General features: G+C 61.1%; 25 protein-coding genes and 1 tRNA gene. 9 read left to right on the top strand and 17 right to left on the bottom strand.

The window, feature by feature from the left end; all coding sequences use genetic code 11:
* The first annotated feature begins 47 nt into the window (after positions 1-47).
* The 3 genes from BLV41_RS03100 (at position 48) to BLV41_RS03090 (ending at position 1790) form a co-directional block, all read left to right on the top strand.
* Entirely contained in the window at positions 48-530 is a 483-nt protein-coding gene (locus tag BLV41_RS03100) for an OsmC family protein (RefSeq protein ID WP_074710412.1), read from the top strand.
* 88 nt (positions 531-618) lie between these two features.
* Positions 619-1347, top strand: a complete 729-nt coding sequence (locus BLV41_RS03095; protein WP_044572503.1) for a mechanosensitive ion channel family protein — start codon at positions 619-621, stop codon at positions 1345-1347.
* Positions 1348-1355: 8 nt separating this feature from the next.
* Complete coding sequence (locus BLV41_RS03090) at positions 1356-1790, top strand: globin (RefSeq protein ID WP_074710408.1); 435 nt, start codon at positions 1356-1358, stop codon at positions 1788-1790.
* Positions 1791-1837: 47 nt separating this feature from the next.
* On the opposite strand, the gene BLV41_RS03085 is transcribed toward BLV41_RS03090, so the two are convergent.
* Positions 1838-2506, bottom strand: a complete 669-nt coding sequence (locus BLV41_RS03085) for a DUF8185 domain-containing protein (RefSeq protein WP_074710406.1) — start codon at positions 2504-2506, stop codon at positions 1838-1840.
* On the bottom strand, positions 2506-2997 hold the full coding sequence (locus BLV41_RS03080; protein WP_074710404.1) for an acyl-CoA thioesterase: 492 nt from the start codon (positions 2995-2997) through the stop codon (positions 2506-2508). The genes BLV41_RS03085 and BLV41_RS03080 overlap by 1 nt, the downstream gene beginning before the upstream one ends.
* A gap of 135 nt (positions 2998-3132) precedes the next feature.
* Here BLV41_RS03080 and BLV41_RS03075 point away from each other — a divergent pair, with 135 nt between their 5' ends.
* A complete protein-coding gene (locus BLV41_RS03075; RefSeq protein ID WP_074710402.1) occupies positions 3133-4038 on the top strand; it encodes an acyl-CoA thioesterase in 906 nt (301 codons plus the stop codon).
* A gap of 22 nt (positions 4039-4060) precedes the next feature.
* Here the strand turns inward: BLV41_RS03075 and BLV41_RS03070 are convergent, their stop codons facing one another.
* The 4 genes from BLV41_RS03070 to BLV41_RS03055 all read right to left on the bottom strand — a co-directional run bounded on the left by BLV41_RS03070 (position 4061) and on the right by BLV41_RS03055 (position 8963).
* Positions 4061-5809 (bottom strand): BCCT family transporter, encoded by a 1749-nt coding sequence (locus BLV41_RS03070; protein ID WP_083360577.1) that lies wholly within the window; start codon positions 5807-5809, stop codon positions 4061-4063.
* 187 nt (positions 5810-5996) lie between these two features.
* Complete coding sequence (ettA, locus tag BLV41_RS03065; protein WP_074710400.1) at positions 5997-7679, bottom strand: energy-dependent translational throttle protein EttA; 1683 nt, start codon at positions 7677-7679, stop codon at positions 5997-5999.
* 85 nt (positions 7680-7764) lie between these two features.
* On the bottom strand, positions 7765-8289 hold the full coding sequence (locus BLV41_RS22380) for a DUF6993 domain-containing protein (RefSeq protein WP_244516715.1): 525 nt from the start codon (positions 8287-8289) through the stop codon (positions 7765-7767).
* 44 nt (positions 8290-8333) lie between these two features.
* Positions 8334-8963: a single-stranded DNA-binding protein gene (locus BLV41_RS03055; protein WP_074710398.1), complete on the bottom strand. Its 630-nt coding sequence runs from the start codon at positions 8961-8963 to the stop codon at positions 8334-8336.
* A 184-nt stretch (positions 8964-9147) separates the two neighbouring features.
* On the opposite strand from BLV41_RS03055, the gene BLV41_RS03050 reads away from it, so the two are divergent.
* Positions 9148-9220: transfer RNA gene (locus BLV41_RS03050), tRNA-Arg, on the top strand.
* Between the two features lie 854 nt (positions 9221-10074).
* Here the strand turns inward: BLV41_RS03050 and BLV41_RS03045 are convergent.
* The 3 genes from BLV41_RS03045 to BLV41_RS03040 form a co-directional block, all read right to left on the bottom strand.
* Positions 10075-10983, bottom strand: a complete 909-nt coding sequence (locus tag BLV41_RS03045) for an MSMEG_6728 family protein (RefSeq protein WP_074710396.1) — start codon at positions 10981-10983, stop codon at positions 10075-10077.
* 80 nt (positions 10984-11063) lie between these two features.
* Complete coding sequence (locus tag BLV41_RS21545) at positions 11064-11261, bottom strand: hypothetical protein (RefSeq protein ID WP_139244190.1); 198 nt, start codon at positions 11259-11261, stop codon at positions 11064-11066.
* Positions 11262-11264: 3 nt separating this feature from the next.
* Positions 11265-12212 (bottom strand): hypothetical protein, encoded by a 948-nt coding sequence (locus BLV41_RS03040; protein ID WP_139244189.1) that lies wholly within the window; start codon positions 12210-12212, stop codon positions 11265-11267.
* Between the two features lie 204 nt (positions 12213-12416).
* On the opposite strand from BLV41_RS03040, the gene BLV41_RS03035 reads away from it, so the two are divergent.
* Positions 12417-14093 carry a serine hydrolase gene (locus tag BLV41_RS03035; RefSeq protein ID WP_074710392.1) on the top strand — a complete coding sequence of 559 codons (1677 nt, stop codon included), beginning with the start codon at positions 12417-12419 and terminating at the stop codon, positions 14091-14093.
* Positions 14094-14112: 19 nt separating this feature from the next.
* On the opposite strand, the gene BLV41_RS03030 is transcribed toward BLV41_RS03035, so the two are convergent.
* The 4 genes from BLV41_RS03030 to BLV41_RS03010 form a co-directional block, all read right to left on the bottom strand.
* Positions 14113-14973, bottom strand: a complete 861-nt coding sequence (locus BLV41_RS03030) for an alpha/beta fold hydrolase (protein WP_074710390.1) — start codon at positions 14971-14973, stop codon at positions 14113-14115.
* A gap of 43 nt (positions 14974-15016) precedes the next feature.
* Positions 15017-16012, bottom strand: a complete 996-nt coding sequence (locus BLV41_RS03025; protein ID WP_074710388.1) for an NADP-dependent oxidoreductase — start codon at positions 16010-16012, stop codon at positions 15017-15019.
* Positions 16013-16083: 71 nt separating this feature from the next.
* Entirely contained in the window at positions 16084-16935 is an 852-nt protein-coding gene (locus tag BLV41_RS03020; protein ID WP_074710386.1) for an alpha/beta fold hydrolase, read from the bottom strand.
* Positions 16936-17418: 483 nt separating this feature from the next.
* Positions 17419-17895 (bottom strand): MarR family winged helix-turn-helix transcriptional regulator, encoded by a 477-nt coding sequence (locus BLV41_RS03010; protein ID WP_074710381.1) that lies wholly within the window; start codon positions 17893-17895, stop codon positions 17419-17421.
* 146 nt (positions 17896-18041) lie between these two features.
* On the opposite strand from BLV41_RS03010, the gene BLV41_RS03005 reads away from it, so the two are divergent.
* The gene (locus tag BLV41_RS03005) at positions 18042-18977 is read left to right on the top strand and encodes an NADP-dependent oxidoreductase (protein ID WP_074713077.1); all 936 of its coding nucleotides are present in this window, start codon (positions 18042-18044) and stop codon (positions 18975-18977) included.
* 92 nt (positions 18978-19069) lie between these two features.
* Here the strand turns inward: BLV41_RS03005 and BLV41_RS03000 are convergent, their stop codons facing one another.
* On the bottom strand, positions 19070-19867 hold the full coding sequence (locus BLV41_RS03000) for a dioxygenase family protein (RefSeq protein WP_074710379.1): 798 nt from the start codon (positions 19865-19867) through the stop codon (positions 19070-19072).
* A gap of 85 nt (positions 19868-19952) precedes the next feature.
* On the opposite strand from BLV41_RS03000, the gene BLV41_RS02995 reads away from it, so the two are divergent.
* Complete coding sequence (locus tag BLV41_RS02995; protein ID WP_074710377.1) at positions 19953-20315, top strand: mycothiol transferase; 363 nt, start codon at positions 19953-19955, stop codon at positions 20313-20315.
* A 55-nt stretch (positions 20316-20370) separates the two neighbouring features.
* Here the strand turns inward: BLV41_RS02995 and BLV41_RS02990 are convergent, their stop codons facing one another.
* A complete protein-coding gene (locus BLV41_RS02990; RefSeq protein ID WP_074710375.1) occupies positions 20371-21957 on the bottom strand; it encodes an alkaline phosphatase D family protein in 1587 nt (528 codons plus the stop codon).
* A 184-nt stretch (positions 21958-22141) separates the two neighbouring features.
* Between BLV41_RS02990 and BLV41_RS02985 the strand changes: the two genes are divergently transcribed.
* Entirely contained in the window at positions 22142-23143 is a 1002-nt protein-coding gene (locus tag BLV41_RS02985; protein ID WP_074710373.1) for an acyl-CoA thioesterase, read from the top strand.
* Here the strand turns inward: BLV41_RS02985 and BLV41_RS02980 are convergent.
* Both BLV41_RS02980 and BLV41_RS21540 read right to left on the bottom strand, forming a co-directional pair.
* Positions 23045-23590 carry a GNAT family N-acetyltransferase gene (locus tag BLV41_RS02980; RefSeq protein WP_083360903.1) on the bottom strand — a complete coding sequence of 182 codons (546 nt, stop codon included), beginning with the start codon at positions 23588-23590 and terminating at the stop codon, positions 23045-23047. The genes BLV41_RS02985 and BLV41_RS02980 overlap by 99 nt on opposite strands.
* A 5-nt stretch (positions 23591-23595) precedes the next feature.
* Positions 23596-24591, bottom strand: coding sequence for a GlxA family transcriptional regulator (locus BLV41_RS21540; protein WP_074710371.1), 996 nt, complete (start codon positions 24589-24591; stop codon positions 23596-23598).
* Positions 24592-24617 lie beyond the last annotated feature (26 nt).

Raw genomic sequence — 24617 nt, 5'->3', positions numbered from 1 at the left:
GCCACGGGACGTGGCTGGGGCCCGTTATGTCGCCTAGGCTTAGCATTATGGGCCTGAATCAACATCACTATGAAATCAATGTCTTGTGGACCGGCAATAAGGGTACCGGGACATCAACATACAAGGATTACGGTCGCGACCACAGCGTCACGGCCGTTGGTCTGCCCATTCTGCTGGGCTCGGCAGACAGAACATTTCACGGTGACCGCGAACGCTGGAACCCAGAGCAACTATTAGTCACCGCATTGGCCCAATGCCACATGCTCTCCTATCTTCACGTCGCAGTCCTGCATGGGGTGGTCATCACCCGATACGAGGACACTGCGACCGGGACCATGGTGATGAACCGGGACGGGAGTGGACAATTTGAAGCTGTCACGCTGCACCCGAAAATCCATGTCGCGGATCCTGCCACCGAAGAGCTGGCCCTTTCGCTTCATGCCGAGGCCTCAGCAAAGTGCTTCATTGCCCGCAGCGTGAACTTTCCGGTCAAGCATGTTCCCGGACTGCTGGGCATCACAGAGGACTGAATCCCTCAGGAGTGGGCGTTAGGGTTGAGAGAGAGTTCTTTTCCACCTCCAACGGACACAGGGTAAATTTCGCGTGCTAGCTAGCAATATTTTCGTCGGCTCCAATGACGGCATCCTTGAACACCTGGCCTTGGCCGGCATCACGGTGGCCGTTGGCCTAGTGGTGTGGCTTGTGCTGCACTACCTGATCCGGATTGTGGTCAAGCGGGCCTTGACTGACAACTCCATGATGGAACACCGTTCCCTGCGTTGGGCCGCGCCGGTGCTTCGAAACATTGACCCCGTCGTGAGGGCCCTGGAAAACGAACGCCGTGTCCAGCGGGCCCGCACCATCGGCTCACTTCTGAACTCCATCGTGACAGCCGTCGTTGCCGTGGTGACAGGCTTCTACGTGTTGATCGCGTTCCAAATCGACATTGCCCCGTTGCTGGCCAGTGTTGGAGTGTTGGGTATTGCCATCGGTTTTGGCTGCCAGCAGCTCATCCGCGACTTCCTGGCAGGCATCTTCATCACCATCGAGGACCAGTACGGCATAGGTGATGTGATCCAGACCAGTGAGGTCATCGGCACGGTGGAATCGGTGGGTCTTCGCATCACCCGGGTTCTGGCTGAAGACGGGGCGCTCTGGTATCTGCGCAACGGCGAGATCCTGCGCCTGGGCAACCGTTCCAAGGGCAACTACCAGCCGCTGGCCGAAGATGCGATGGCGGCTACCGGCACCCAAAGCAGCCCGGCGCCAAGTGCCGCTTCAGCGGCGGGCCCGGCACCGGCGTCGTCCGTCCGCATGACCAACGAACCTACCGAGTCAGCAGAATAGAAAACACCATGACTTCCGAACCGATCCGCATTCAGCCTTCACCCACCAATCCGGGGCAAACGGAGGATTATTCAGACACGTTTTATGGCCAAATTGGTGGACATGAGACGTTCAAGAAGATCATCAACGTCTTTTACCAGGGCGTTGCCGCCGATCCGCTGTTGCGCGCCATGTACCCCGAAGAAGATTTGGGGCCGGCCGAGCAACGCATGCTGATGTTCATCGAACAGTATTGGGGTGGACCGCGGACCTACCTTGAGGAACGCGGCCATCCGCGCCTGCGGATGCGTCACGTTCCCTTTGCCGTCACCCCGGAAGCGCGTGATCACTGGCTGGCGGCCATGCGCAAGGGAGTCGACGCCGCGGAGCTGTCCCCCATGCACGAAGCCACACTCTGGGATTACCTAGAGCGGGCGGCACACTCACTGGTCAACTCGGCCTAGGATGCCCAGTCCGGTGGTCAGGCGTATCCTGATCACCGGCGCACGGACTACAGGACAGACTTCGGGCGGACCAGGATGTGGCCACGCGCGGAGCTGACGCGCAGCCACTTGTGAGAGCCGAAGATCGTGGCGCTTTCGCCGGGCGCAACAAAGCCAAGCGCATACGCAGCAAACGCAGCACCGCCGGGCACCTCGCCCGGCATGCCTTCCATGGGCCGTCCCCACACTGAGGCGCGAATGTTGTTGACCAACAGGGCGCCCGGGTTCACGGGGATGATCTGCCCGATTTCCTGAACCCCGGCCTTTGCTACGGCGATCAGGGCATCGGCCGAGACAGTGCCAAGTTCCTCCCATGCGCTGCGCGGTGCGCTAACGCCCGCCCAGGATTCATGAACCGTCACGGGCGGCACCGGAAGGCGCGTGTCGCCGTCGTCCATCCGCGCCAGGCGATCCGCGACTGAGGCCAGCGACACCGTCATGTCAATGGTCGACGGCGCTGCCAGCGCCATGGTGCGCAACCCAAGAACCGTGGGAGTTCCCTCCCCCAGAAGTTTCGAGCGCATGACGCAGACATAAGCGGCGAGGACGCGGCCAGCCCCCTGGAGCCGGATGGCGCCGTCGTCAGCGGTGCGCGCGCGCGTGACAAAGGTGCGCAGATCGGCAACAGTTCCGGCGTCGTCCAGGAGCAGTTCATCGGTGTGCGTTGCGGTGGACATCAGCGGTTTCCTTCGGCGAGGGTTGGGGTGTTGGTGCGCGTGGCGCCGCGTTTGAACGGCACGGGATCACCCAACCACGCTTCCAGGGCGGTGCGTTGGGTATCGGTCAAGCGGACGGGCCGGCCCGTGGTGCGAGAAACCAACACCATGGAGGTTGCCGCCTGCGCATAAACCACGGAAACGTCTTCTTCGGTGATGGTGTAACCAAAGTCAAAGCTTGAGCCGCCAATGTTGGTGACCCAGATGTTCACGAAAATGGGGGTGGGCCGGAAGCTGATCGGCGCAAGGTATTCAATTTCGTGACGCCCCACCAAGGTGAACAAGTCCTTGCCCACAAGGTCTTGGAACGTGCCCCCACCGGGTAAATCGGCGTAAGTGAGTTGCACGCGGGCATCCTCAAGATATTGGAGGAAAACTACGTTGTTGACGTGATCGTAGGCGTCAATGTCTCCGAAACGGATTTGCTGTGCGATCTGAATACCGGGTGCCATGCCTTCATCATCTCAAAGCCGCAGGGGCGCCACCAATCCAAGTCTGCAAGGTCACACCCTTGTGCCCGCAATTCGGGGAAATCCTGCCGGAGCGCCTATTTGTGGCTTGGTCCACCGACACATAGAGTCACGTCTATGAATGTGACGCCTAAGAGCACCGATCCGATGGAAACACTTTTGCGCATCTTGGAACTGTCCGATGCCGGTGGAGCCCAAACGGATGAAGACATCTTTGTGGGCCTCGGCGATGCCAACGCCCCGCGCCCGAGGCTCTTTGGGGGTCAGGTTTTGGCACAGTCGCTGATTGCCGCATCCCGCACGGTTGGCAGCGATCACCTGGTTCATTCGATGCACGGCTATTTCCTGCGCCCAGGTGACGCCGCGGCTCCTCTGACTTTTGGAGTTCAGCGGTTGCGCGACGGGCGGTCCTTCTCCGCCCGGCGCACGCACGCCTATCAAGGGTCCGTGCCGATCCTGTCGATGATCGCCTCTTTCCAACGACCCGATAGCGGCATTGAGCATCAGGACACCATGCCGGAGGGCATCCCGGCCCCGGAGACACTTCCCACATCGGCCGATTTGCTGGGTGGGATAGACCACCCCGTGGCGCAGGCGTGGGCGTACGACCGCCCGTTCGATATCCGGCATGTAGGCGCCAACATCTACTTTGACGTCAAGGGCGAGCATGTTGCGCACCAGGCCGTGTGGCTGAAGACGCTTGGCCCCATGCCAGCCGATCAAAACCTGCACCGCGCAGCGCTTGCCTATGCCAGTGATTACACACTGCTGGAGCCGTCCTTGCGGCGCCACGGCATCAGCTGGTCAACTCCCGGGATCAGTGTGGCCAGCCTTGACCATGCCATGTGGTGGCACCGCCCGCTTAAGGTGGACGACTGGCTGCTCTATGTGGCAGCCTCGCCCAGTGCGTCAGAGGCTCGCGGACTCAACCTTGGCCGCTTCTTCAACCGCGACGGCGAGCTGGTCGCCACGGTTGCCCAGGAAGGCATGATCCGTGTTCCCGAAGGCGTTGAAACAGACTAACTCGCTCAAAAGGGAAGCGAGGTTATGACTCGGGTTTTGCGGGCTCATCAGCGGAGGATGAATCCTCGCTCTCACGGTCCCGAGGATGATGGCCGAAAGGGTCAATGTGCGAGCGTTTGTCCGCCGGAAGCCGCCCGCGCAGCAGGGTGGTGAGCGCACGCAGATTCAGAAGCGGGGAATCCTGGTTCGGGGCCTCAACCTCAAGGCCGTAGAAATCCCCGATGTGGTCAACGAACGCCAGGCGCTTGGCCTTGTCGTAGGCGCGGGACTCACGGGAGAACGCCCGGTAGGTGGACCAGCAAATCAGGATAAGCACCACGCTGAAGGGCAATGCGATGATGATCGCCGCGGTTTTCAGGGCCTCCAATCCGCCGGACAGCAGCAGCGCGCTGGCCAGCAGTGACGTGACCAAGGTGAAGAATATGCGGATCCAGTTCTTTGGCTCCACGTCTCCCCCGCTGGCGATCATGCCCATCACCAGCGCGCCCGAGTCGGCGGAGGTCACGAAGAAGATCACGATCATCAAGATGGCCCCGATGGTGAGCACGCCACCGGCGGGAACCTGGTCCAGCATCGCAAACAGGGCGCCGGAGGTGTCAACCGTTCCATCCGCGCCCACCAGCCCGCCTTTGCCGGAGAGTTCGGAGTACAGCGCGGTGCCGCCCAGCACGCTGAACCACAGGAGTGTGACCAGTGTGGGCACCAAGATGACCCCGGCCACGAATTGGCGCACGGTGCGGCCCTTGGAAATCCGGGCAATGAAGATGCCCACGAACGGGGCCCAAGAGATCCACCAGCCCCAATAGAACGTAGTCCATGTTGACTGCCAGGCTTCGCCCTCTGCCCCGGAGAAGGCGCTGACGTTGAAGGCCATGCCAAGGAAATTTTGAAGGTAGTTGCCGGTGGATTGCACAAAGTTGCGCAACAGGAACTGGGTGGGGCCCACTATCAGCAGGAAGACCACGAAGATGCCGGCCAGGATGAGGTTGGTGTTGGAGAGCCACTTCATGCCCTTGCCCACACCAGAAAGCACGGAGAACAACACGAAGCAGGTGATGACCGCGATGATGACCAGGTCAACGAAAATTGAGGAGGAGATCAGCCCGGCGCTCTCCAGTCCAGCGCTGATTTGCAGGACGCCGAGCCCCAGCGAGGTGGCCACCCCGAAGATGGTGCCAACAAGGGCAATGACGTCGATCAGGTTGCCCAGTCCGCCGCGCACCCTCCGCCCGAGCAGGGGTTCAAGCGTCCACCGGATCGATACCGGCCGGCCGCGTCGATGGATGGCGTAGGCCAGGGCCAGGCCGATGACCACGTAAATCGACCAGGCATGAACGCCCCAATGCAGGAACGTCTGCGAGAGGGCATGTTGGGCGAGATCGCCAGGGCTGCCGGTGGTGCCAGGCTTGGGCGAGGCATAGTGACTCAGGGGCTCACTGACGCCGTAGAACACCAGGCCGATCCCCATGCCGGCGGCGAAGAGCAGGGAAAACCACGATCCGAGCGAGAACTCGGGTACGTCGTCGTCCTTGCCCAGCTTGATGTCGCCGAACTTGCCGAAGCCGAGCCACAAGCAAAAGATCACCAGGGCTGTGGCCAGTAGCACGTAGTACCAGTTGAAGTAGCCGACGATGGTGCCCTGGACTCCGGAGAACAACGCCTCAGCGGTTTCCGGCGCGAGCATGGCAAACGATGCGAAAACGAGGACTATCGAGGCCGCTGGCCAGAATACCCAGCGATGGACCTTTGGCTTGGCTTTTGTCTCTGACATTTCCCCAGCATAAGTGCCTTATCGCGAAAAAGACCGGGCTTCGTTCAACTATCGGAGAATCACCATGTCTTCGTCGTGGAACCAATGGTCACGACCGAAACTCTGACCACTTGCAACCGCAGGCACAAGAATGGCCGGTCTCCGTGAGGAGACCGGCCATTCTTGTTGGTCCTACGTGCCCGAGATGTTAGTCGCGGGTCAGGCGGCGGTGGGTAACACGGTGCGGACGGGCCGCATCGGCGCCCAAGCGCTCAACCTTGTTTTCCTCGTAGGAATCGAAGTTGCCCTCGAACCAGTGCCAGTTGGCAGGGTTCTCATCGGTGCCTTCGTAAGCGAGGATGTGGGTGGCCACTCGGTCCAGGAACCAGCGATCGTGAGATACCACCACGGCACAGCCGGGGAATTCCAGCAGCGCATTTTCCAGGCTGCTGAGGGTTTCCACGTCAAGGTCGTTAGTGGGCTCATCCAAAAGCAACAGGTTTCCACCCTGCTTCAGGGTCAGCGCCAGGTTCAGGCGGTTGCGCTCACCACCGGAGAGCACACCAGCCTTCTTCTGCTGGTCCGGACCCTTGAAACCGAAGGCCGCAACATAGGCGCGTGAAGGCATTTCAACCTGGCCGACCTGGATGAAGTCCAGACCGTCGGAAACAACTTCCCACAAAGTCTTGTCCGGGTCGATGCCGCCGCGGCTCTGGTCAGCGTAGGAAATCTTGACCGAATCGCCAACCTTGAGGTTTCCGCCGTCGAGCTCTTCAAGGCCAACAATGGTCTTGAAGAGCGTGGACTTACCAACACCGTTCGGGCCGATGACGCCAACAATGCCGTTGCGGGGCAGGGTGAAGGTCAGGCCGTCGATCAGTACGCGATCGCCGTAGCCCTTTTTGAGGTTCTCGGCTTCCAAGACGATGCCACCCAGGCGCGGGCCCGGCGGGATCTGAATTTCTTCGAAGTCGAGCTTGCGCGTACGGTCGGCTTCGGCAGCCATTTCCTCGTAGCGGGCCAAACGAGCCTTGGACTTGGTCTGGCGGCCCTTGGCGTTGGAGCGTACCCACTCGAGTTCTTCGGTGAGGCGCTTGGCCTGCTTGGCATCCTTCTTGCCCTGAACTTCCAGACGAGCGCGCTTCTTCTCCAGGTAAGTGGAGTAGTTGCCCTCGTACGGGTACAGGTGACCGCGGTCTACTTCAGCGATCCATTCAGCCACGTGGTCAAGGAAGTACCTATCGTGGGTCACGGCGAGAACGGCACCGGCGTAGCTCTTGAGGTGCTGTTCCAACCAGTTGACGGACTCGGCGTCCAAGTGGTTAGTGGGCTCATCGAGGAGCAACAGGTCCGGCTTCTGCAGCAGGAGCTTGCACAGGGCCACGCGACGTCGCTCACCACCGGAGAGGACTGTGACGTCTGAGTCTCCCGGCGGGCACTGGAGTGCATCCATGGCCTGCTCCAGCTGGGAGTCGATGTCCCAAGCATCGGCGGCATCAATGGCTTCCTGCAACTTGCCCATTTCTTCCAGAAGCGAGTCAAAGTCAGCGTCAGGGCTGGACATTTCCTCGGAGATCTCGTTGTAACGGGTGATCTTTGCGTAGATCTCGCCAACGCCTTCTTGGACGTTGCCAAGAACAGTCTTTTCCTCGTTCAGCGGCGGCTCCTGGAGCAAAATGCCCACTGTGTAGCCGGGGCTCAAGCGAGCATCACCGTTGGAGGGGGTGTCCAAGCCAGCCATGATCTTCAAGATGGTGGACTTACCAGCACCATTGGGTCCTACGACACCAATCTTGGCACCCGGGTAGAAAGACATGCTTACGTTGTCGAGAATGAGTTTTTCGCCAACAGCCTTGCGGGCATTGGACATTGTATAAATAAATTCCGCCATACCCCCAAGGTTAGTGGGTACAGGCATATATCTCACATTCGCGACCATGAAAGTGAGGAACACTGTAGCCGCACGTTGCAGAAGGCTAGTGAGCATCTCCTACAAAGCAACGCCCGGAGGCTAGGACGGGGAGAATTGTGACGGCCACCGATCCAGCCCGAACCTGTCCGACTACGCATTCCTTGTCGACCAAAGTTGCTGTCTCTATGGCGTCTACGGCGAGTCCGGTGGGTGTGATGTCAACGGATATTTCCACTTTTTCTTGAACGGCCCCGGCTTTAACCATGGCCTGCATCATTTGCTCGCGGTTGGGCGATTTTGCGCTGGCGGCCAACGTTGTCAGTGAAGCTTTGACCTTTTCTTGAAGGTCTTGCGCTGGTGTCTTGACTTCCGGAGCCTGGGTAGCTGAAACCGCGCCTTCCTGCGCTGCAGCCGAGGCGGGGGTTGTCGCTGAATCCGCGGCGGATGTGGCATCTTCCGAAGCTGACGGCAATAAGGAGCAGCCTCCTAGAACCGTTGCTGCAGCCAACAGGGCAGCCATGCCTATTGCACGAAAATTCGAGCGGGTTTGGGTTGGCTGGCGGCGGGATGTCATCTTTTCCGAAGTCACCCCGCCATTCTGCCATGACGCGGCAGGCCACTTGCCCACTACTCCTAGAAGGGCACGTCTTCTGGGATTAGCTCGCCCGTGGCCCTGTTCAGTGTTTCGCCTTCTCCAACTAATTCCTGGGCTTCGGCAAGGTCCACTGGATCCTCAGCATGTTCCGGGACTGTACTCAGGTCACCGGCGTCGTGGTTCTCTGCGTCCCCACCGGATGGGTCGTCATGGAAGGACCCTGCCTCGCCCTCACCACCAGAATTCAGTGGCGGGACGTTGGCGGGATCGGCGTCGCTCCTTGACGAGTCCCTGCCAGCAGGATGGGCACTGGCAACACGGATGTAGTGAGCGGTGCCAAACTGGAGATCGGGCCCGATGGTTTCAGCTTCGATGTCCACGTTGGTGCCGGTGGCCCCGTCCTTCCGCAAGTACGTGCTGATCTTGAGCTTGCCCACCACAATGATGCGGTCTCCCTTGTGAATGCTTGACGCCGCGTTTTGGGCCAGCGCCCGGAAAACATTGACGCGGAACCAGTTTGTGGGTCCATCTGCCCATACATTGGTGACAGGATCCGGGCGGCGCTCATTGGACCCCATGCGGAAATCGCCCACAACAAGGCCGTTGGCGGTGGTCCGCAACTCTATCCCGGTAGTAGCAAATCCCCTGATGGTGACGGTGTTGACCATTGCATTGCCTTTCTCTGGGCCGCAGCTGCGGCGGTGTTCCCTGGCTTCCAGCAAACGCCTTCGAAGTTGCTCGAACCAGTGGCAAACTGGGAATTGTGGACGGGTTAGCAGGCGGCTGTGCCTGTGGAGGAAGAGTTCGTGGAATTAACCTGATAATTTAGATGAGGCCAGTATTTAGGGCCACGCCTCGGTAGCTCAGCGGATAGAGCAGGAGCCTTCTAATCTCTTGGTCGTGGGTTCAATTCCCGCCCGGGGCACAATGTGATGTGTCGCGACATCGTTGACAGATGTAGCGGGACATCGTTGACAAAAGCTCTCTCCTTCGGGAGGGGGCTTTAGTTTTTTCTCAGGCTTTTCCCCTGGTTTCAGCACCAAAACAAGTACGGGTCATAGTTTCCATCGCCGGGATATATGGGCCATGACAAGCACTCGGTGTGGCCGCGCCCGCACCACACGGCGTAGTCTGGCACCCGGAAGGTAGAGCCGGCTAAGCCAAAGCCCAGGCACCGGCAGACAGACGCCACGTAAAGCAGCAATTCTCACCGTCAACTATGTCCCGACATATCAAATGCCCTGCGAACTCCGCGGCCACCACCAGAGTCAACGATGTTTTGAACCCACACACCGGCCGGGGCGCAAAAAGTGGCTCTGGCCTGCGCGTTTGAACTGCTCCCCGAAAGTTGGACTGACTAATTCATTTCCTTACTTTCGGGGAGCAATTCACAGACTCCGCCCCCTCAGCATGACCGGCTCCCCTTTTTGGGCAGCAGCATGCTTAGCCGCCGTTCTGTCCGGCCAGGACTGGTGCCGAGGATGCGGGCAGCACTCGTTGACCAACGAAAGATTGTCCGTACCTGCGGACCAGGGAGCGAACGCCAAGCTAAAGGTCGCCGCCCTGGTGGCAGGCATGGGCGCAGGGGCGGGATGAAGAATGCTTCCCGGGTTGTTGTGCCCCGTCATCGGCGTGGTCATCGGAGCCGATCTGGACAAGGCTGCGCAGTTAGTCCCCGGCAGCAAAATTGTTTCAGGCCGCGCCCGACGCCGGACCAATCCCTGTCAGTCGCTAGCACCCCAAGCAAACCGCACAAGCAGCAGCCCGGAATCCGGGCTGCTACTGGCCGGGGATCGGGAAGAACACCCGCGGATCCTGCAAGAGTGCCGGATTGTCGAAGTCCGCGCGGTCAATGATCTCCTGGGCTTCGAAGGTGCGGCCAAAACGGCCGTCTTCGAGCGTGATCGGCCGCCCCTGGAGCTTGCCCAACACAAACCTGGCACCATCTTCCAACGGGATCAGCACCGTGGTGTTACCGGGTAATGTCCTGAAGGCCTCATCCTGTCGTTTGCGGTTACGCGTGGGCTTCTTCGCCTTCGGCGCTGGCGCCTTGCGGACATCTTTGGCCCCAAAACGTGGCCCCTTTTTGTCGGCTACGGTGACTTCGTCGCCGTCGTGCTCGTCATTCACAGACTTGGCCTTGCCCCCGACCGGCATTCCGACCTTGTCGATCTTTTCCGGGTCGACGTCACCTAACGGGGCTCGCAGAACCCACACGAAGTCGTCGTAAGGGTCCTCGGGAATCATCTCCCGGCGCGGCTCGGGCCAGAGCAATTCCAAATCCGTTGGGGTGTCAGAAAAAAGCGCGTCATAGAAGCGCGGGTCCTTCTGAATCAGCCTGGAACGGTGACTTGCGTGAAAATCAGGGTCACCCAACCACGGTGGCATGGGGATCTTGTCCGCATAGTCGGGGTGGGCGGCCTGCGGGGCGAACTCCTTGATGCTCTCTCGGGTGTTATCCGGGTGGCCGCGGGCGATCCATTCGTCCGCCATGGCCAGGGCGTACATGGTGAGAGCGGGAACATGTCCCATCCACATACGAACGGCGGGGTGCGACTGCCGGCCGTATCCCGGAATCACCAACGTACGGAGAATTTGCAGCGCTTCAACACGCTGTTTTCCTAGCCTTGTCGTGTCCAAGGCGGCGGCACTCTGCTGAAAGTCGGGGTATGGGAGAAAAGTCTGCATGCATTCAGTCTGACGTCCCAAGCGCCGTGTGCCAATTGCAATGGCCCCTCACCGGCGGAGACTTCCCCCACAGTCACCCGTTAGCGTTCCAGCGCCGCTGCGCGCCATGGCCGGCGGCCCTCGTATTTGGTGGCCGGGAGCGTGCCCGGCGCTGGCATGCGCGGCCGGTGACGGCGCGATGAGCGTTCGGCGCAGGCGAGGGACTGGTCGTTACGGCTGCAGCCACTATGCGGCCACTCCACGATCAGTCCTGGCACGACGGCTGTCGAGGACATCATCGCTCAGAGTGCCGTCGGCTTCCCGTCCGCGGCCCACGCCACACCCAAAGCGAACAAAGTCGACACTCCGTACTGCTCCATCGCCGCCGCAATGCGGCGACGACCAGTTCTCGGATTGATCCCGAGCCTGCGAGATGCCGCGTCGAGAGTGACGCCCTGCTTCATCAGCACAAGAAGCGGCGCCCACTGCTGCTCCACACCACCGATCGGCTCGGCGCGATGCCAGAGCTCCCGGAACAGGCTTCGGCCCAGCTCTGCCAGGGACGCGCTACGGACACCGACCACGCTGGACGGCCACCCCTCGCCCCATTCGATCGGCAGTGCGAGCACCTCGCCGTCGATCCAGAACCAACTCGGAAGGTCGTCGAGAATGCGGAACTCCACCCCGACAGCCGCGTAGCGCTCGGCGATCGCCACGAGCCGGGAGTCCCCTGCCATCGAACGCGGGAGAAGGGCTCGCACCGATCGCTTGCCGGCGAACATCTCCGCGAAACGGCTGGCGCGGGCGGGATCGGTCTGCAAGTAGCGTCCGAGATCGGGAAGCACTGACCAGGCGGTGTCGCTGCCCTCCCGCGCGATGTCGTACCAGAGGTCTTCTGCTGCCTGCGGCCCGTGTCGCACAAAAACGGGAACGAGATCACCGGACGCCTCGCCCGCAGCCCAGTGACGCAGCAGAGTCGGTAGGTCTGCAACGAGCGCCTCGATTCGCGAGGCGGCCTCGTCCGCCGTCTGCCGCATCGCACGCACTTCGCGTTCGACGACGTCGGCCGTCCACATCGCCGGCGTCGGGTACGCGATGGTGCCATCGCGCACAGAGATCGCGCCTCCCCGCGCGAGACGCGCAACGGCGTCGGCGGCCTCGCCCTCATCCGCGTGCGCGGTGGTGGCGAGTTCCGCCACCGTCTTGGGACGGCTGCGGTAGATCAGTTCGAGCAGTTCTCTATCATTCATGTCCACCTCTGGAGCGTGTGGACACCATTATGGCGCATGTGACCGGATCAGGACGCCCTCTAGAGGCCACGTCCGGAAGCGGTGGTTGTCTTGTCCGCTTCCGGAAATGGACAATGATCTCTATGGGCACCGGAAGCCATGGCTTCGTATGCGCGAGTGGGAAGCCATGTCTCCGCCAACAGACCGTCAACGGGAGGCAGCGGCATGAACAGCATGAGCAGCACGAACAAGGGCATCGTACGCATTGTCGCCGTGTCGACGATGGCAGCACTCACGCTGGGATTCACGGCGTGCACCGCGGGTACGGCCGGGGAACCGTCATCTTCGAGCGGGCTCGCCGTCACCGTCGGCGAAGCACCCAACCAGGACGTCGTCGATCTCTACACGGATCGTGACACGGCAGTGGCCGCGGCCGTCGCTGCGCTCCCCCAGTTCATCGAGAAGGCGCTCAAGCAGACAGGAGTGCCCGGCGCGGCAGTCGCTGTCGTCTCGAACGGTAAGGTCGTGTTCGAAGAGGGACGAGGTGTGCGAGACGTGAAGACGAAGGAACCCGTAGACGTCAACACAGTGTTTCAGATCGCGTCTTTATCCAAACCCCTCTCGTCGAGCATTGTGGCCAAAGCGATCACCGAAGACGCCGATCTGTCCTGGGAAGATCCGGTGGTCAAATACCTCCCCGACTTCGCGCTGAACGATCCGTACGTGACCAAGCATGGAAAGATCGCCGACTTCTTCTCGCACCGCACCGGCATTCCGACCGGTGGCGGCGATGACCTCGAGGACCTCGGCTTCGATGTCGACTACATCATGGCCCACATGAACCAGATTCCTTTGGCGTCGTTCCGCGATACATACCAGTACTCCAACTTCGGACTGACGGTAGGCGGCGAGGCGGTCGCGGCGTCGCGCGGGCAGACGTGGGCGCAGACCGCGCACGAACTGCTGTTCGAACCGCTCGGCATGACTTCGACCAGCACCATCCACGACGAATATCTCGCCGCAGATGATCGCGCGGCGATGCACGCGCGCACCGGAGTAGGTCAGTACGTGCAGCTGTTCGACCGTGACGCTGATGCCGAAGCTCCTGCCGGCGGTGTCGCCTCCACTGCCGGCGACATTGCGAAGTGGATGAATATGGTGCTGGCCAACGGCGAGGTCGACGGCGCTGAATTCATCGACCCGCTCGTGCTGGCAAAGACCTATTCCGCCCACTCGATCACCGGCGGCGATGCCACGAACCTGACATCGCGCACCTCGCACTATGGCTTCGGCACGAACGTCGGTGCCACCGTGACCGGCCGCGTCAACATTAGCCACTCCGGCGCATTCGGGTGGGGATCCGCCACCAATGCCACAATGATTCCCGATCTGAACCTCGGGATCGTCGTGCTCACGAACGGAGCTCCCTCTGGAGTTCCGGAGGCGATCGTTTCGGAGTTCGTCGACCTCGTTCAGTTCGGTGAAGAGACGCGCCCCTGGTTGGACGTGTGGCCCGGTGTCTTCGCGCACTTCTCCGACCCGGCAGGTGACCTCGTAGGCAAAGAGCCCCCCACAGATGCCGCGGCCGCGGGTCCGGCCAGCGACTACGTCGGCACATACACGAGCCCCTACTTCGGCAAATTCGTCGTGACCGAGAAGAACGGTGCCCTCACCGGCGCGCTCGGCCCTGAGGGCGGCTACACGTTCAAGATCGATCCGTGGAACGGCGACACTCTGTCCTTCGTGCCGACCGGTGAGAATGCGCTCCCCGGTTCACTCTCCTCGGCAGTCTTCGTCCGCAAGGACGGGCAGATCACCGGGGTCACCCTGACGTACTTCAACAAGTTCCCGGCACCTGGCCAGGAGCCGAACGGGCTCGGCGTGTTCACCCGGGCTGGCTGAACCCAACGCGATATCCGTGCTATTCGGTGAGGAACTTCACCGCGATTGGTGCGAACTGTTCGTGGAACTGGAATATGCCGCCGTGACCCGAGTTCGGATAGATAACGAGATCCGAACCTGCGATCCTGTGCTGCAGGTCCTTGGAGAGGATCGAGGGAACCATTCGGTCATTGTCGCCGTTGGCGATGAGAGTCGGCTGCGTGACGACCGACAGGTCGGACGACGCCGAACGGCCGAAGCGTTGGATCGCCTTGAGTTGCGCCTGGAACGCCTTCGTGCCGATCCGTTTGTCGCGGTCGGCCGTCCGTTCGGCGAGGCGGGCAACGAAAGCTTTGCCGGCCCGTTTGCCTTCAGCGTCCCGGTTGAAGAAGAGGAACTCTTTCGGGTCGGACCGTGTCAGCGTGGCCCGCAGGATGTCCCAGTAGGTGGTCCTGGCGACCTTGTCCATGTCTTTCCCGCCTCGCGGGCCGGTTCCAGTGAGGATCAGCTTCCGGACGAGATTGGGATGCTTGATGACGAGGTCCTGGGCGATCATGCCTCCCATCGAGAACGAGAACACGTCGATCGAGTCGTAACCCAGTGCGGTAATGAAGTCGTAGGCGTCGTCGGCCGCGGCTTCGATGGTGCCGGGCACCTTCCCGGTGGAAGCTCCGACACCTCGCTGGTCAAAGGTGATGACGTGGCGGTGCTGCGCGATGGGGTCCACAATGCGAGGGTCCCAATTGTCCAGCGTCGCGGCGAGGTGGACGAAGAACACGACGGGGACGCCGCCCTTCGGCCCAAGTTCACGGTAGGCGTACGTGACGCCCCTGGCGGTGATGGTTTTGGCTGGTGCCTGAGCGTACGAGGTAATGGTGGGATCCTGAGAGCTGCTGCCCATGATGACCCTTTCTAAAATCGAATGCGGTTTGGAGAACAGTTGGTCAGGGGTTGCTGATGACGGCCTTACCCCGGATGCCACCATTTGCCAGGGACTCGAGGCCTTGGATGGTTTCTTCGAAGGGGAACACGCGTCCAACGACAGGGCGAATGGCGCCGCTGTCGATGAGCGCCGTGATGTCTCGGAGCTGGTCACCACTGGCACGCATGAAGAGGAACTGGTAGCTGACGCCGATCCGTTTGGCCTGCTTTCGAATCTTGCTGCTGAGCGCGGTGATCGCAAGACGTAGCACCGCGTTCAGCCCTGCGCGGTGTGCAAATTCTGGGGTGGGCGGTCCGGAGATACCGACGACTGTTCCGCCGCGTTTCAAGATGCGCAGCGACTTCTCGAGGTTCTCCCCGCCGAGACTGTCAAGAACGAAGTCAAAATCGCCAAGACGTTGTTCGAAGTCCTCTGAACGGTAGTCGATCATGTGGTCGGCACCAAGACTCCGAACGAAGTCGGCATTGGCTGCGCTTGCCGTGGTGGCGACTTCCGCGCCGAGGTGTTTGGCGAGTTGAATGGCAATCGTTCCGACACCACCTGCGCCAGCGTGGATGAGGACTTTCTGACCGGGTTGCACGCGGCCGATTTCGACGAGCGCCTGCCAGGCGGTCAGGGCGACCAGAGGCAGTGAGCCTGCTTCGTCCATGGTGATCGAGGCAGGCTTTATGGCGAGGTCGGCCTCGGGGACGGCGATCCGTTCGGCGAAGGTGCCGATGTGGTCGGTTCCAGGGCGACCGTAGACTTCATCGCCCGGTTTGAAGTTTCGGACCTTCGTGCCGACGCAGATGACGGTGCCGGCGAGGTCGTGGCCGAGGACCCTCGGCAGCTTGTAGGGCAGGATTCGTTTGAACTCGCCGACCCGAATCTTTTCGTCCAGTTGGTTCAGCCCGGCGGCCTGAACTCGGACGAGGACGTCATAGTCGCCGACCACGGGTTCAGGCACATCCGCCTCGTGGAGGGCGGTCTTGTACTTGGTGAGAATGAAGGCTCTCATCGGTAATGCTCCTTATAGATAGGCAGAAATGTAATGGGCTGGCACTGGAGAACAGCGCTCAGATTGGCCTGTCAGCGGCGAAGGAAGTCTCGTGCGCTTGCGGTGAATTCGTCATGGTATTGGAAGACGGCTCCGTGACCGGCACGGGGATACACCGTGAGCGACGACTCTGGAAACACGTCAGCGAGAGCGTTCGAGTTCGCGACGGTAACCATCCGGTCGCTGTCACCGTGGACGAGAAGTACTGGTCCCGTGAACAGCGACGCCGCCGCCGGTGGCTGATTACCCCAACGGTTCACGGCGGCGAGTTGCGCACGCAGAACCCCACTGTGAACAGCAGTGTCGCGGTCGGTTGACCGCTCGCCTAGACGCTTCAAATACTCACGCCCAGCAGTCCTACCAGCCTGGGTTCGGGCGAAGAACAGCAGCATCTTCGGGTCTTGGAACGTGGTGACAGCGCCGAGCGTGCCGGCGATCATGACGCGGGTCATTGCGGTCAGCCCTGGGCCACCGGCAGGTCCGCTGCTGGCGAGGATCATACGACTGATTAGATCCGGGGCGCGGTGTGCGATTTCTTGTGCCACCATCCCGCCCATTGACAGGCCGAACAAATCGATACGCGAGTGGCCGAGGGCCCGGATCGCACCGATCGCGTCGTCGGCCATCTCCTGAATGGAGGCCCGGACGGTGCCGCCAGACCTGCCGACGCCCTGGTATCCGAGCAGGATGACCCTGCGGCCGGTGGCAAGGGCGTCGACAATCCGAGGGTCCCAGTTGTCCAGGTTCGCCCCGAGGTGTGTCAACGCCACAAGCGGGATACCGTCGGCGGGGCCGATCTCGCGGTAGGCGATGCTGACTCCTTCGACGTCGACCGTTCGGGTGACGGCATCTTGAAAACGATCCACGCCCGCAGCTTCAGTCATGATTTTTTCACCCTTCTTTCTCGACTTTTCCGATCATACTCAATTATGAGTGTAATCATAATTCACGTCAAGAATATCCACCAGGCAAGGAAGCTGACAATGCCTGCGGATGAGATGAATCCCGTCTCTCCACCGAGACCACGAGCGGCCGAGCCCGGACTCGGCGGGAGCCGGTCGCCGACCAAAGCGCCACCTCGGACCGCGGTGAGAATCGGGGCAAATGCACGACCGACTAACAAGGACCCGAAGAAGATGACCCCCATGGGGCGTCGGAGACCGTCGTCGCACATCTGTGGCATGACGCGAAGAAGACGCGCTCCTCGCCAAAATGAGCATCGAATAGTTCGCGCACCTAACCCGAACCAACTCCGCCAGCATCCCAAATGCCGCCCTCGACAGAATCAGCCCCACTCTCAAGCTCGACGACGCCGGGCCTGCCGGCGAGAAGCTTGGGTCAGCAGTTGGGCCGTCCCGGCGCGAGCATTACTTGCGGTTGTCGAGTTGTTCGCGAACCGTCCCCGCGATGCGAGAGAGCGCAATTCCGAGGTTGCGTTGCTGTGTGAGCGTCAGCGGGTCGAACACGAGCTCGCGCACTCGATTCACATGACCAGGTGCACTCTCAACAACTTTCTGCATGCCGGTTTCGGTCAACGCGGCGAGTATGTATCGCCCATTACCCGGATCAGGACTGCGGGTGACCCAGCCGCGTTGCTCGAAGCGAACCATGACCTTTGACAGCCTGGGCAGGCTGCTGTCACATTGCGCGGCCAGCTCGCTAAGGCGAACCGTAAAGTCTGGGGCCATGGACAAGCGGGCGAGAACACTGTATTCAAAGTTCGTCGTCTCGGCGTCGCGTTCCAGCTGCCGGTCGAGTAGCGAAGGAAGCGCGATCACGACGGTAAGCAGGTCCTGCCACACCGCCTGTTGGTGTTCGTCGAGCCATGTGGGCGATTCGGTCATGAAACGAAACTATACACCGAAAGACGACCACTTGACTTGCCTAGGCAACTGCGACAGAGTTCTATCAGTTGCCTAGGCAACTCCCGATGCACCTTTTGGCCCTCACCAGCGCAGGACCAAACGATAACTATCACCAGGAGATTCCCATGAAAGCAATTCGCTACCACCAGTTCGGCGGCATCGAGGTTCTGCAAGCAGAGGAGCTAGAACTCCCCGTGCCTGGACCCAGCCAAATCCTCGTGAAGGTATCCGCCACCTCGTTCAACCCGGTAGACGGTCATTTCCGGTTGGGCGTGCTCGCGGAAGCCATCCCGACCCCGCTGCCGATCACGCCGGGCCTTGATGTTGCCGGCACGGTCGTCGGACTGGGCAAAGGAGTCACCGGATTCCAGCTCGATGACCTCATCATTGGAATGTTCCCCCTGAACGAGCACGGCGGTGCCGCGGAGTACGCGGTCATCGCAGCCGAGTTCGTCACCGCCGCACCCAAGACACTGCCGTTGGCCGACGCAGCAGCCCTTCCTCTGACCGGCCTGGCAGCCCGGCAGGCCGCGATCGAACTGGCGAATATTCAGCCCGGGCAGAGCGTGCTCGTCAACGGAGCAGGTGGCACAGTGGGCAGCATCGTCGTCCAACTCGCGGTCGACGCCGGCGCGACGGTGACCGCTGTCAGCGACCCTCAGCATGCCGACCGCCTACTTGGATACGGCACCTCCGAGGTCATCAGTCCGCTGGATCTCGACGCCGGCCCCTCGGCAGTGGGTGAACCCTTCGACGCAGTCATTAACCACGTGCGTCTCACCCCGGAGGACCTGGAGAAGCTAACGGCCTATGTCGCCGATGGCGGCATTGCGGTTAGCTCCGCTGGAGCCATACCAGCCGACCCCGAGCGCGCCGTTCGCACGGCGAACGTATGGGTTACGCCCAACGGTTCCCACTTGGCCGACCTGGTTGCACGCGTGGAACAAGGTCGAATCAAACTCAATATTGCTGACCGCCGGCCACTGCTGGAACTGCACGCCGTCCACGAAGATGCGGAAAATGACAAGCTCCCGGGCAAGACCGTCTTAACGCTCAGCTAGTAAACCCAAGGAGGGTGACGCCGCCAACGTGCAGCGTCATCCTCCAATTCGGGTGAACCGTTCATGTCAGTAGCCAGTTCCACGCGCCATGTTTATGTGAGCGACCATGAGCGCTTTGAGAGCCCGAACCAGAAACCATCGATGGCCGTCTTCGCCTCAATGCCACCGGATGCGTAAGCCGCGCCGAGTGCAACATAGAGAGGTGCCCAGTGTTCCGAACGTGGGTGGGCTTCGCGTGCGGCCGGGGCCTTGTGCAGGAAGTCAAGAATTGAGTCCACATCACCCCGAGCCATGGCTTCTTCGGCCCAGTGGTCGAATTCGCTCGATGCGGCAGGCGGAGTTGTGTCCGGCCCAGCGGCAGGGTTGAACCACCGCAAATTGTGTGTGGTAAATCCGGATCCAACGATCATGGTCCCACGCTCACGCAGTGGCGCCAACGACTGACCGAGCGCAAACAGGCCTTGCGGATCCAACGTTGGCATTGACATCTGCACTACGGGAACATCAGCGTCGGGAAACATTTCCTTCAGGGGCACATAGGCGCCATGGTCCAGGCCACGAGTCTCGTCGCGTTCCACATGGTGGCCATGGGTGCCAGCCAAGCGAGCAACCTCGTCGGCGAGATCAGGTGCCATCGGCGCGTCGTAGCGTACGTCATAGTATCGCTGCGGGAATCCCCAAAAGTCGTAGACAAGATCTTGCTTGTTGCGCGTGGCACTCAATGTGACAGGCGCGTTCTCCCAGTGCGCGGACACCATCAAGATGTCCTTGGGCTTTTCCATGGTCCCCGACCATGCCGCCAACTCGGCAGTCCAGGTAGCGTCGTCAGCCAGCGGCGGCGCGCCATGTGAGAGAAAAAGTACCGGGGGAAGGTCAGCTGCAACAGTCATGGAAGAAGCATACCCCAATAATAGTTGATGCTTCAAGTAAAAAAGTACTTGTGAGCTTCCCCCGGAACCGGTAAGGATGGAACGCATGACTGAACAACCCACGAGATGGACTAAATCCACTATCTACCCTGATATGCGGGCGGACCCTGATGAAGACCCTCGCGACAGCGATGCTGAGCCGCTGCCGAAAATCTACGGCGACGGTGATGGGGATTTCGATGGCCTAATCGCCGACCACGGCGAGGTCGACGCCGCCCTTGCCAGGCTGGCGCGCGAACAGGCCGAAACCGATGCTGCCCTGGCAGGTCACACGGATCTTGGAGAGCGTCTTGGGAAGGATCAAATAGCAGTCCGTGAACTGTACGTGCACAGGATCGAGGAGTATGCCCGGCACTGCGGACATGCCGACCTGCTGCGGGAGTGTATCGACGGGCGAGTCGGCCAATGAGGCGACGGCGGAAGTCCCTCCCCACCGCCGCCGCCTCCGGCCTCGATTGCAGCTTCTACTTCGCTTGAAGCCCGCCAATTCCGTCCTGGATGACGAAGGACGCCTTCGTGCTGACGGAAGCTCCGGGCGTCGTGACGTAGTCAAGGGTCCGGTAGTCTGCGGTGAGTGCGTCCTTGGTGATCTTGGTGTTCACGTAGCCGCGGTTGTCATTGTAAAACTTCAGGTGTGGGTTCCACGCCATGGTCGAATCAGTGGTGGAACCGCTTCCGTTGCCCGTGGACGTGATGGAGGTGCACACCAGTTCCGAGCCAACCACTGGTGCAGCCGGATCCTTGTAATCCACCTTGAGATCGTTCGCCCAGTTGCGGTGCACGTCGCCGGTAAGAACGACGGCGTTGCGAACGTTCGCATCCACCCAGCCTTGGGTGATGCGGCGGCGGGAGGCGGCATAGCCGTCCCAACCGTCCATGGAGACGTCGTCAATCTCGAGGGCCTTGTTCCTGTCCCGCTCCGCGAAGAACACCTGCTGGCCCAGGATGTCCCAGCGTTGTGTGGAGTTCTTGAAGCCGTCCAACAGCCACTTCTCCTGCTCGTCACCGGTGATGGTGCGGTCCTCGGCCAAACGCTCGGCCACGTTCTTCTGCCACCCATCGCCGGCCAGCTGGTCGTCGCGGTACTGCCGGGTATCCATCATGTGGAAATTGGCCAACTGGCCCCACTGGATGGTGCGGTAGATCTTCATGTCGAACCCGGCCGGCACGGACGAGGGTCGCAGCGGCATGTTCTCGTAGTACGCCTGGAAGGCCGCCGACCGGCGCTGCCGGAAATGCTCAGTGGTGTCGTTGAGCTGGGCTGCGTCCTTGTTCTCCGGGACCTCATCCGCCCAGTTGTTGTCCACCTCATGGTCATCCCACACCACCAGCCACGGCGCCACCGCGTGCGCAGCCTGCAGATCGGCGTCGGACTTGTATTGGGCGTGACGCTGGCGATAGCCAGCCAGGCTGACAGTTTCCGGACCCTCGTGGTCGCGCGGGTTGCCGCCGCCAATCACATAGCTGTCCTTCTTGTACTCGTAGAGGTAATCGCCCAGGTGAAGCACAAGGTCCGGGTGGTCCTGTGCCAGTCGCGAATAGGCGGTGAAGTAGCCGTGCTCGTACTGCGCACAGCTGGCGAAGGCCATAGCCAACTGTGACGGTGTCTCGTGCAGGGCCGGGGCGGTCATGGTGCGGCCCACGGGGCTGACATGCCGGCCGGTACGGAATCGGTAGTAGTACTCACGTCCCGGCCGCAGACCTCGCAACTCCACATGCACCGAGTGGGCGGTTTCGATTCGCGCGTGCTCCATGCCCCGGGCTACCACCTTGCGCATGGTGGCGTCTTCGGCCACCTCCCAGGCAACAGCGACATTGCGCGACGGCATGCCACCCAGACCGTCTTCAGCCACCGGGTTCACCGCCAGTCGGGTCCAGAGTACGAATCCATCCGGCCACGGCTCGCCGGAGGCAATTCCCAGCATGAACGGATCGGTGCGAAGGCCGGAATCCTCAGCTACGGAGGTAGCAAAAGCGGCTCCGGGCACTGCGGCGACGAGGCCGGCGCCAAGGCCTGCGGACAGTATTGATCTACGCGAAATATTATCCATGACAGTTAAATTAGTAAGGCCAATTTAACAAGGTCTGCGGATGTCATGAATGGACGATTAACTGTGCGGCAACATTCGCCACTTGGCACATTGGCGCGGCAGAACGCCGTGGATTGTGACGCGAGAGTCCTCCGATGAGACTCTCAAACGCAAGGACTGGCGCCGAGATAAATAGAATCGAGCAATGAGTGAGACTCCCACCAACTCGGTGACCCTTCGTTTTCTTGCCGCTCCTACCGACGTCGGCCATAGCGGCTCCGTGGATGCCGGCACCGTGCTGGAATGGGTGGACAAGGCAGCCTACGCGGCCGCCGTCGGCTGGGCCAAGTCCTATTGTGTGACCGCTTATGTGGGCAATATTCACTTCGCGGACCCCGTCAACAGTGGCGACATGGTTGAGGTCAAGGCCACGGTTGTCTACACGGGCAGATCCTCGATGCACATTCACACAGTGGTGTCCTCGGGCGATCCCCGAGGCGGAGTCCCCACCATGCGCAGTCAATGCATTGTCATCTTCGTCGCGGTGGGCGCGGACGGCAAACCAACGGAAGTGGCTCCATTTGAGCCGGCCACTGCCAAGGAGATTCACCAGCGTGATGATGCCCTGGCCCGGATCAAGGTTCGTGAAGAAATCGTAGACGCCATGAAGGTCCAGGAATATAGCGATGCCGGGACTGCTGAGCGCGTTGTCCTGCGATTCTTGGCCGCCCCCACGGATGTGAACTGGGGCGGCAAGGTTCATGGCGGGATCGTCATGAAGTGGATCGACGAGGCCGCGTATGTGTGTGCAACGCGCTACTGCGGAAATGCCACCGTGGCCGTATTCTCAGGCGGTGTCCGCTTCTACCGTCCACTGCTGATCGGTCACGTGGTGGAGGTGGAAGCACGGTTGGTTTACACGGGGACCAAAGGCATGCACATTGCGGTCCACGTCCGTTCGGGAGATCCCAAAGGCGGCGAGATGAACCTGACCACCTACTGTCTCACCGTCATGGTGGCCCGGGACGACGCCGGAAACTCGGTTCCCGTCCCCACCTGGATTCCCGTCACCGACGAGGACAAGCGCCTGCACGCACACGCCAGAGACTTACTGGAAATCCGGGGCCGCGCACCCGGGAACAGGCTCCCCAATCACCTCTTGGCCGCCGGAGGTTCCACGGCTGCCGTCACCGGCGTCGAGCTCTAATTCCATAAAGACGCTGTGTGGATCCAGAACGTAGTCAGCGAAGGGCTCGCATTCGGCGAACCCGTGCCTGGCGTACAGGCGCCTGGCCGGAGCGAAGAATGCGTCACTTCCGGTCTCAAGATACAGGTGCCGGTATCCGCGGCCCCGGGCTTCGGCCATGATGTGCCCCAGTAGGGAAGCGGCCAGGCCACGTCCGCGAGCCACCGGCGCCGTGCGCATGGATTTGATCTCGCCCTGCTCGGCATCGAGCTGCTTCAAGGCGCCACAACCGAGCAGCACACCATCCTCACGAACTGTCCAAAAGGTAGCGCCGGGCTGGCTCAGGGCCGCATGATCCAGGGCATGAACGCTTTCGGTGGGCGAAGTTGCCCGCATGTCCGCCAAGTGATCATCTAGCAACTGCTGTACATCGGCCAGGCTCGGGTTGTCGCGCTGAATGGAAATCATGGCCATTAATCTATCAAGCCGGGCGCGTGACGCGTACCAAAAGCATGCCGGTATTGGCTGGGTGTCAGGGAGGTGTGTTTCTTGAAAATGGTGCGAAAATTGGCCCCTGATCCGAGCCCCACCGAGGCGGCAATTCTTTCAATGGGCGCGCCCGTAGTTTCCAGGAGTTCCTTGGCCCGTTCCACCCGTTGAGCCGAAAGCCATTTCATGGGCGCAATTCCCGCATGCAGCTCAAAGCGGCGCGCCAAGGTTCGCTCGCTGAGCGCCGTTGCTGCACCGATGTGGCCGAGCGTAATGGGCTGGTGCATGTGTCTGACGGCCCATTCCATGGCGGCGCTGACATCGGCCGGCTGGCTTGCAGGGGATTTCACCGGTTTGTGGCTAATGAATTGTGATTGGGTTCCTTCGCGGCGGGGCGCTGACACGATCCCCTTGGCCGTCAGGTTGCCTTGTGCGGCTCCGAAGTCGCTTCTCACCAGGTGCAGGCACAGATCGATTCCGGCGGCAACGCCGGCCGAGGTGAGCACCTGCCCATTGTCCACGAACAGAACATTTTCATCCACCGCAACGGCCGGGAAGAGCGTGGCCAAATCTGCCGTGGATTCCCAATGCGTTGTGGCCCGCAGCCCGTCCAGAATCCCGGCCTGAGCCAAGGCAAACGCACCCGTGCAGATGGAGACCATGCGCACTCCCCTCTTATGTGCGGCAATCAGAGCAGTCAGGACTTCCGCCGGGAGTTGTTCCCGCGAGGTGGTGAACCCGGGGATGATCACGGTGTGAACCTCATCAAGAAGTTCAAGACCCCGATCTGGCAGGACGGAAAACCCGCCAGTGGCCCGGACAGGCAATCCGCCCGGTGAGCAGGTTTGAACACTGTAGTTCCCCTGCGTATTTCGCCCCAGGACTTGGACAGGAATGCCGAAGTCCAGCGTCAAAACCTCAGGCAGAGCCAAGACAGCGACCTTGAGGGGAGTTGCTCTTGTGGCAGAATTCTTTCGCATAGTGGCCATCTTGCCACTGTTGCGTA

The sequence above is a fragment of the Arthrobacter alpinus genome (genome assembly GCF_900105965.1).
GTDB lineage: Bacteria > Actinomycetota > Actinomycetes > Actinomycetales > Micrococcaceae > Specibacter > Specibacter alpinus.
The sequence above is the reverse complement of the archived record's forward strand: the minus strand, read 5'-3'. Positions and strand labels throughout refer to the sequence as shown.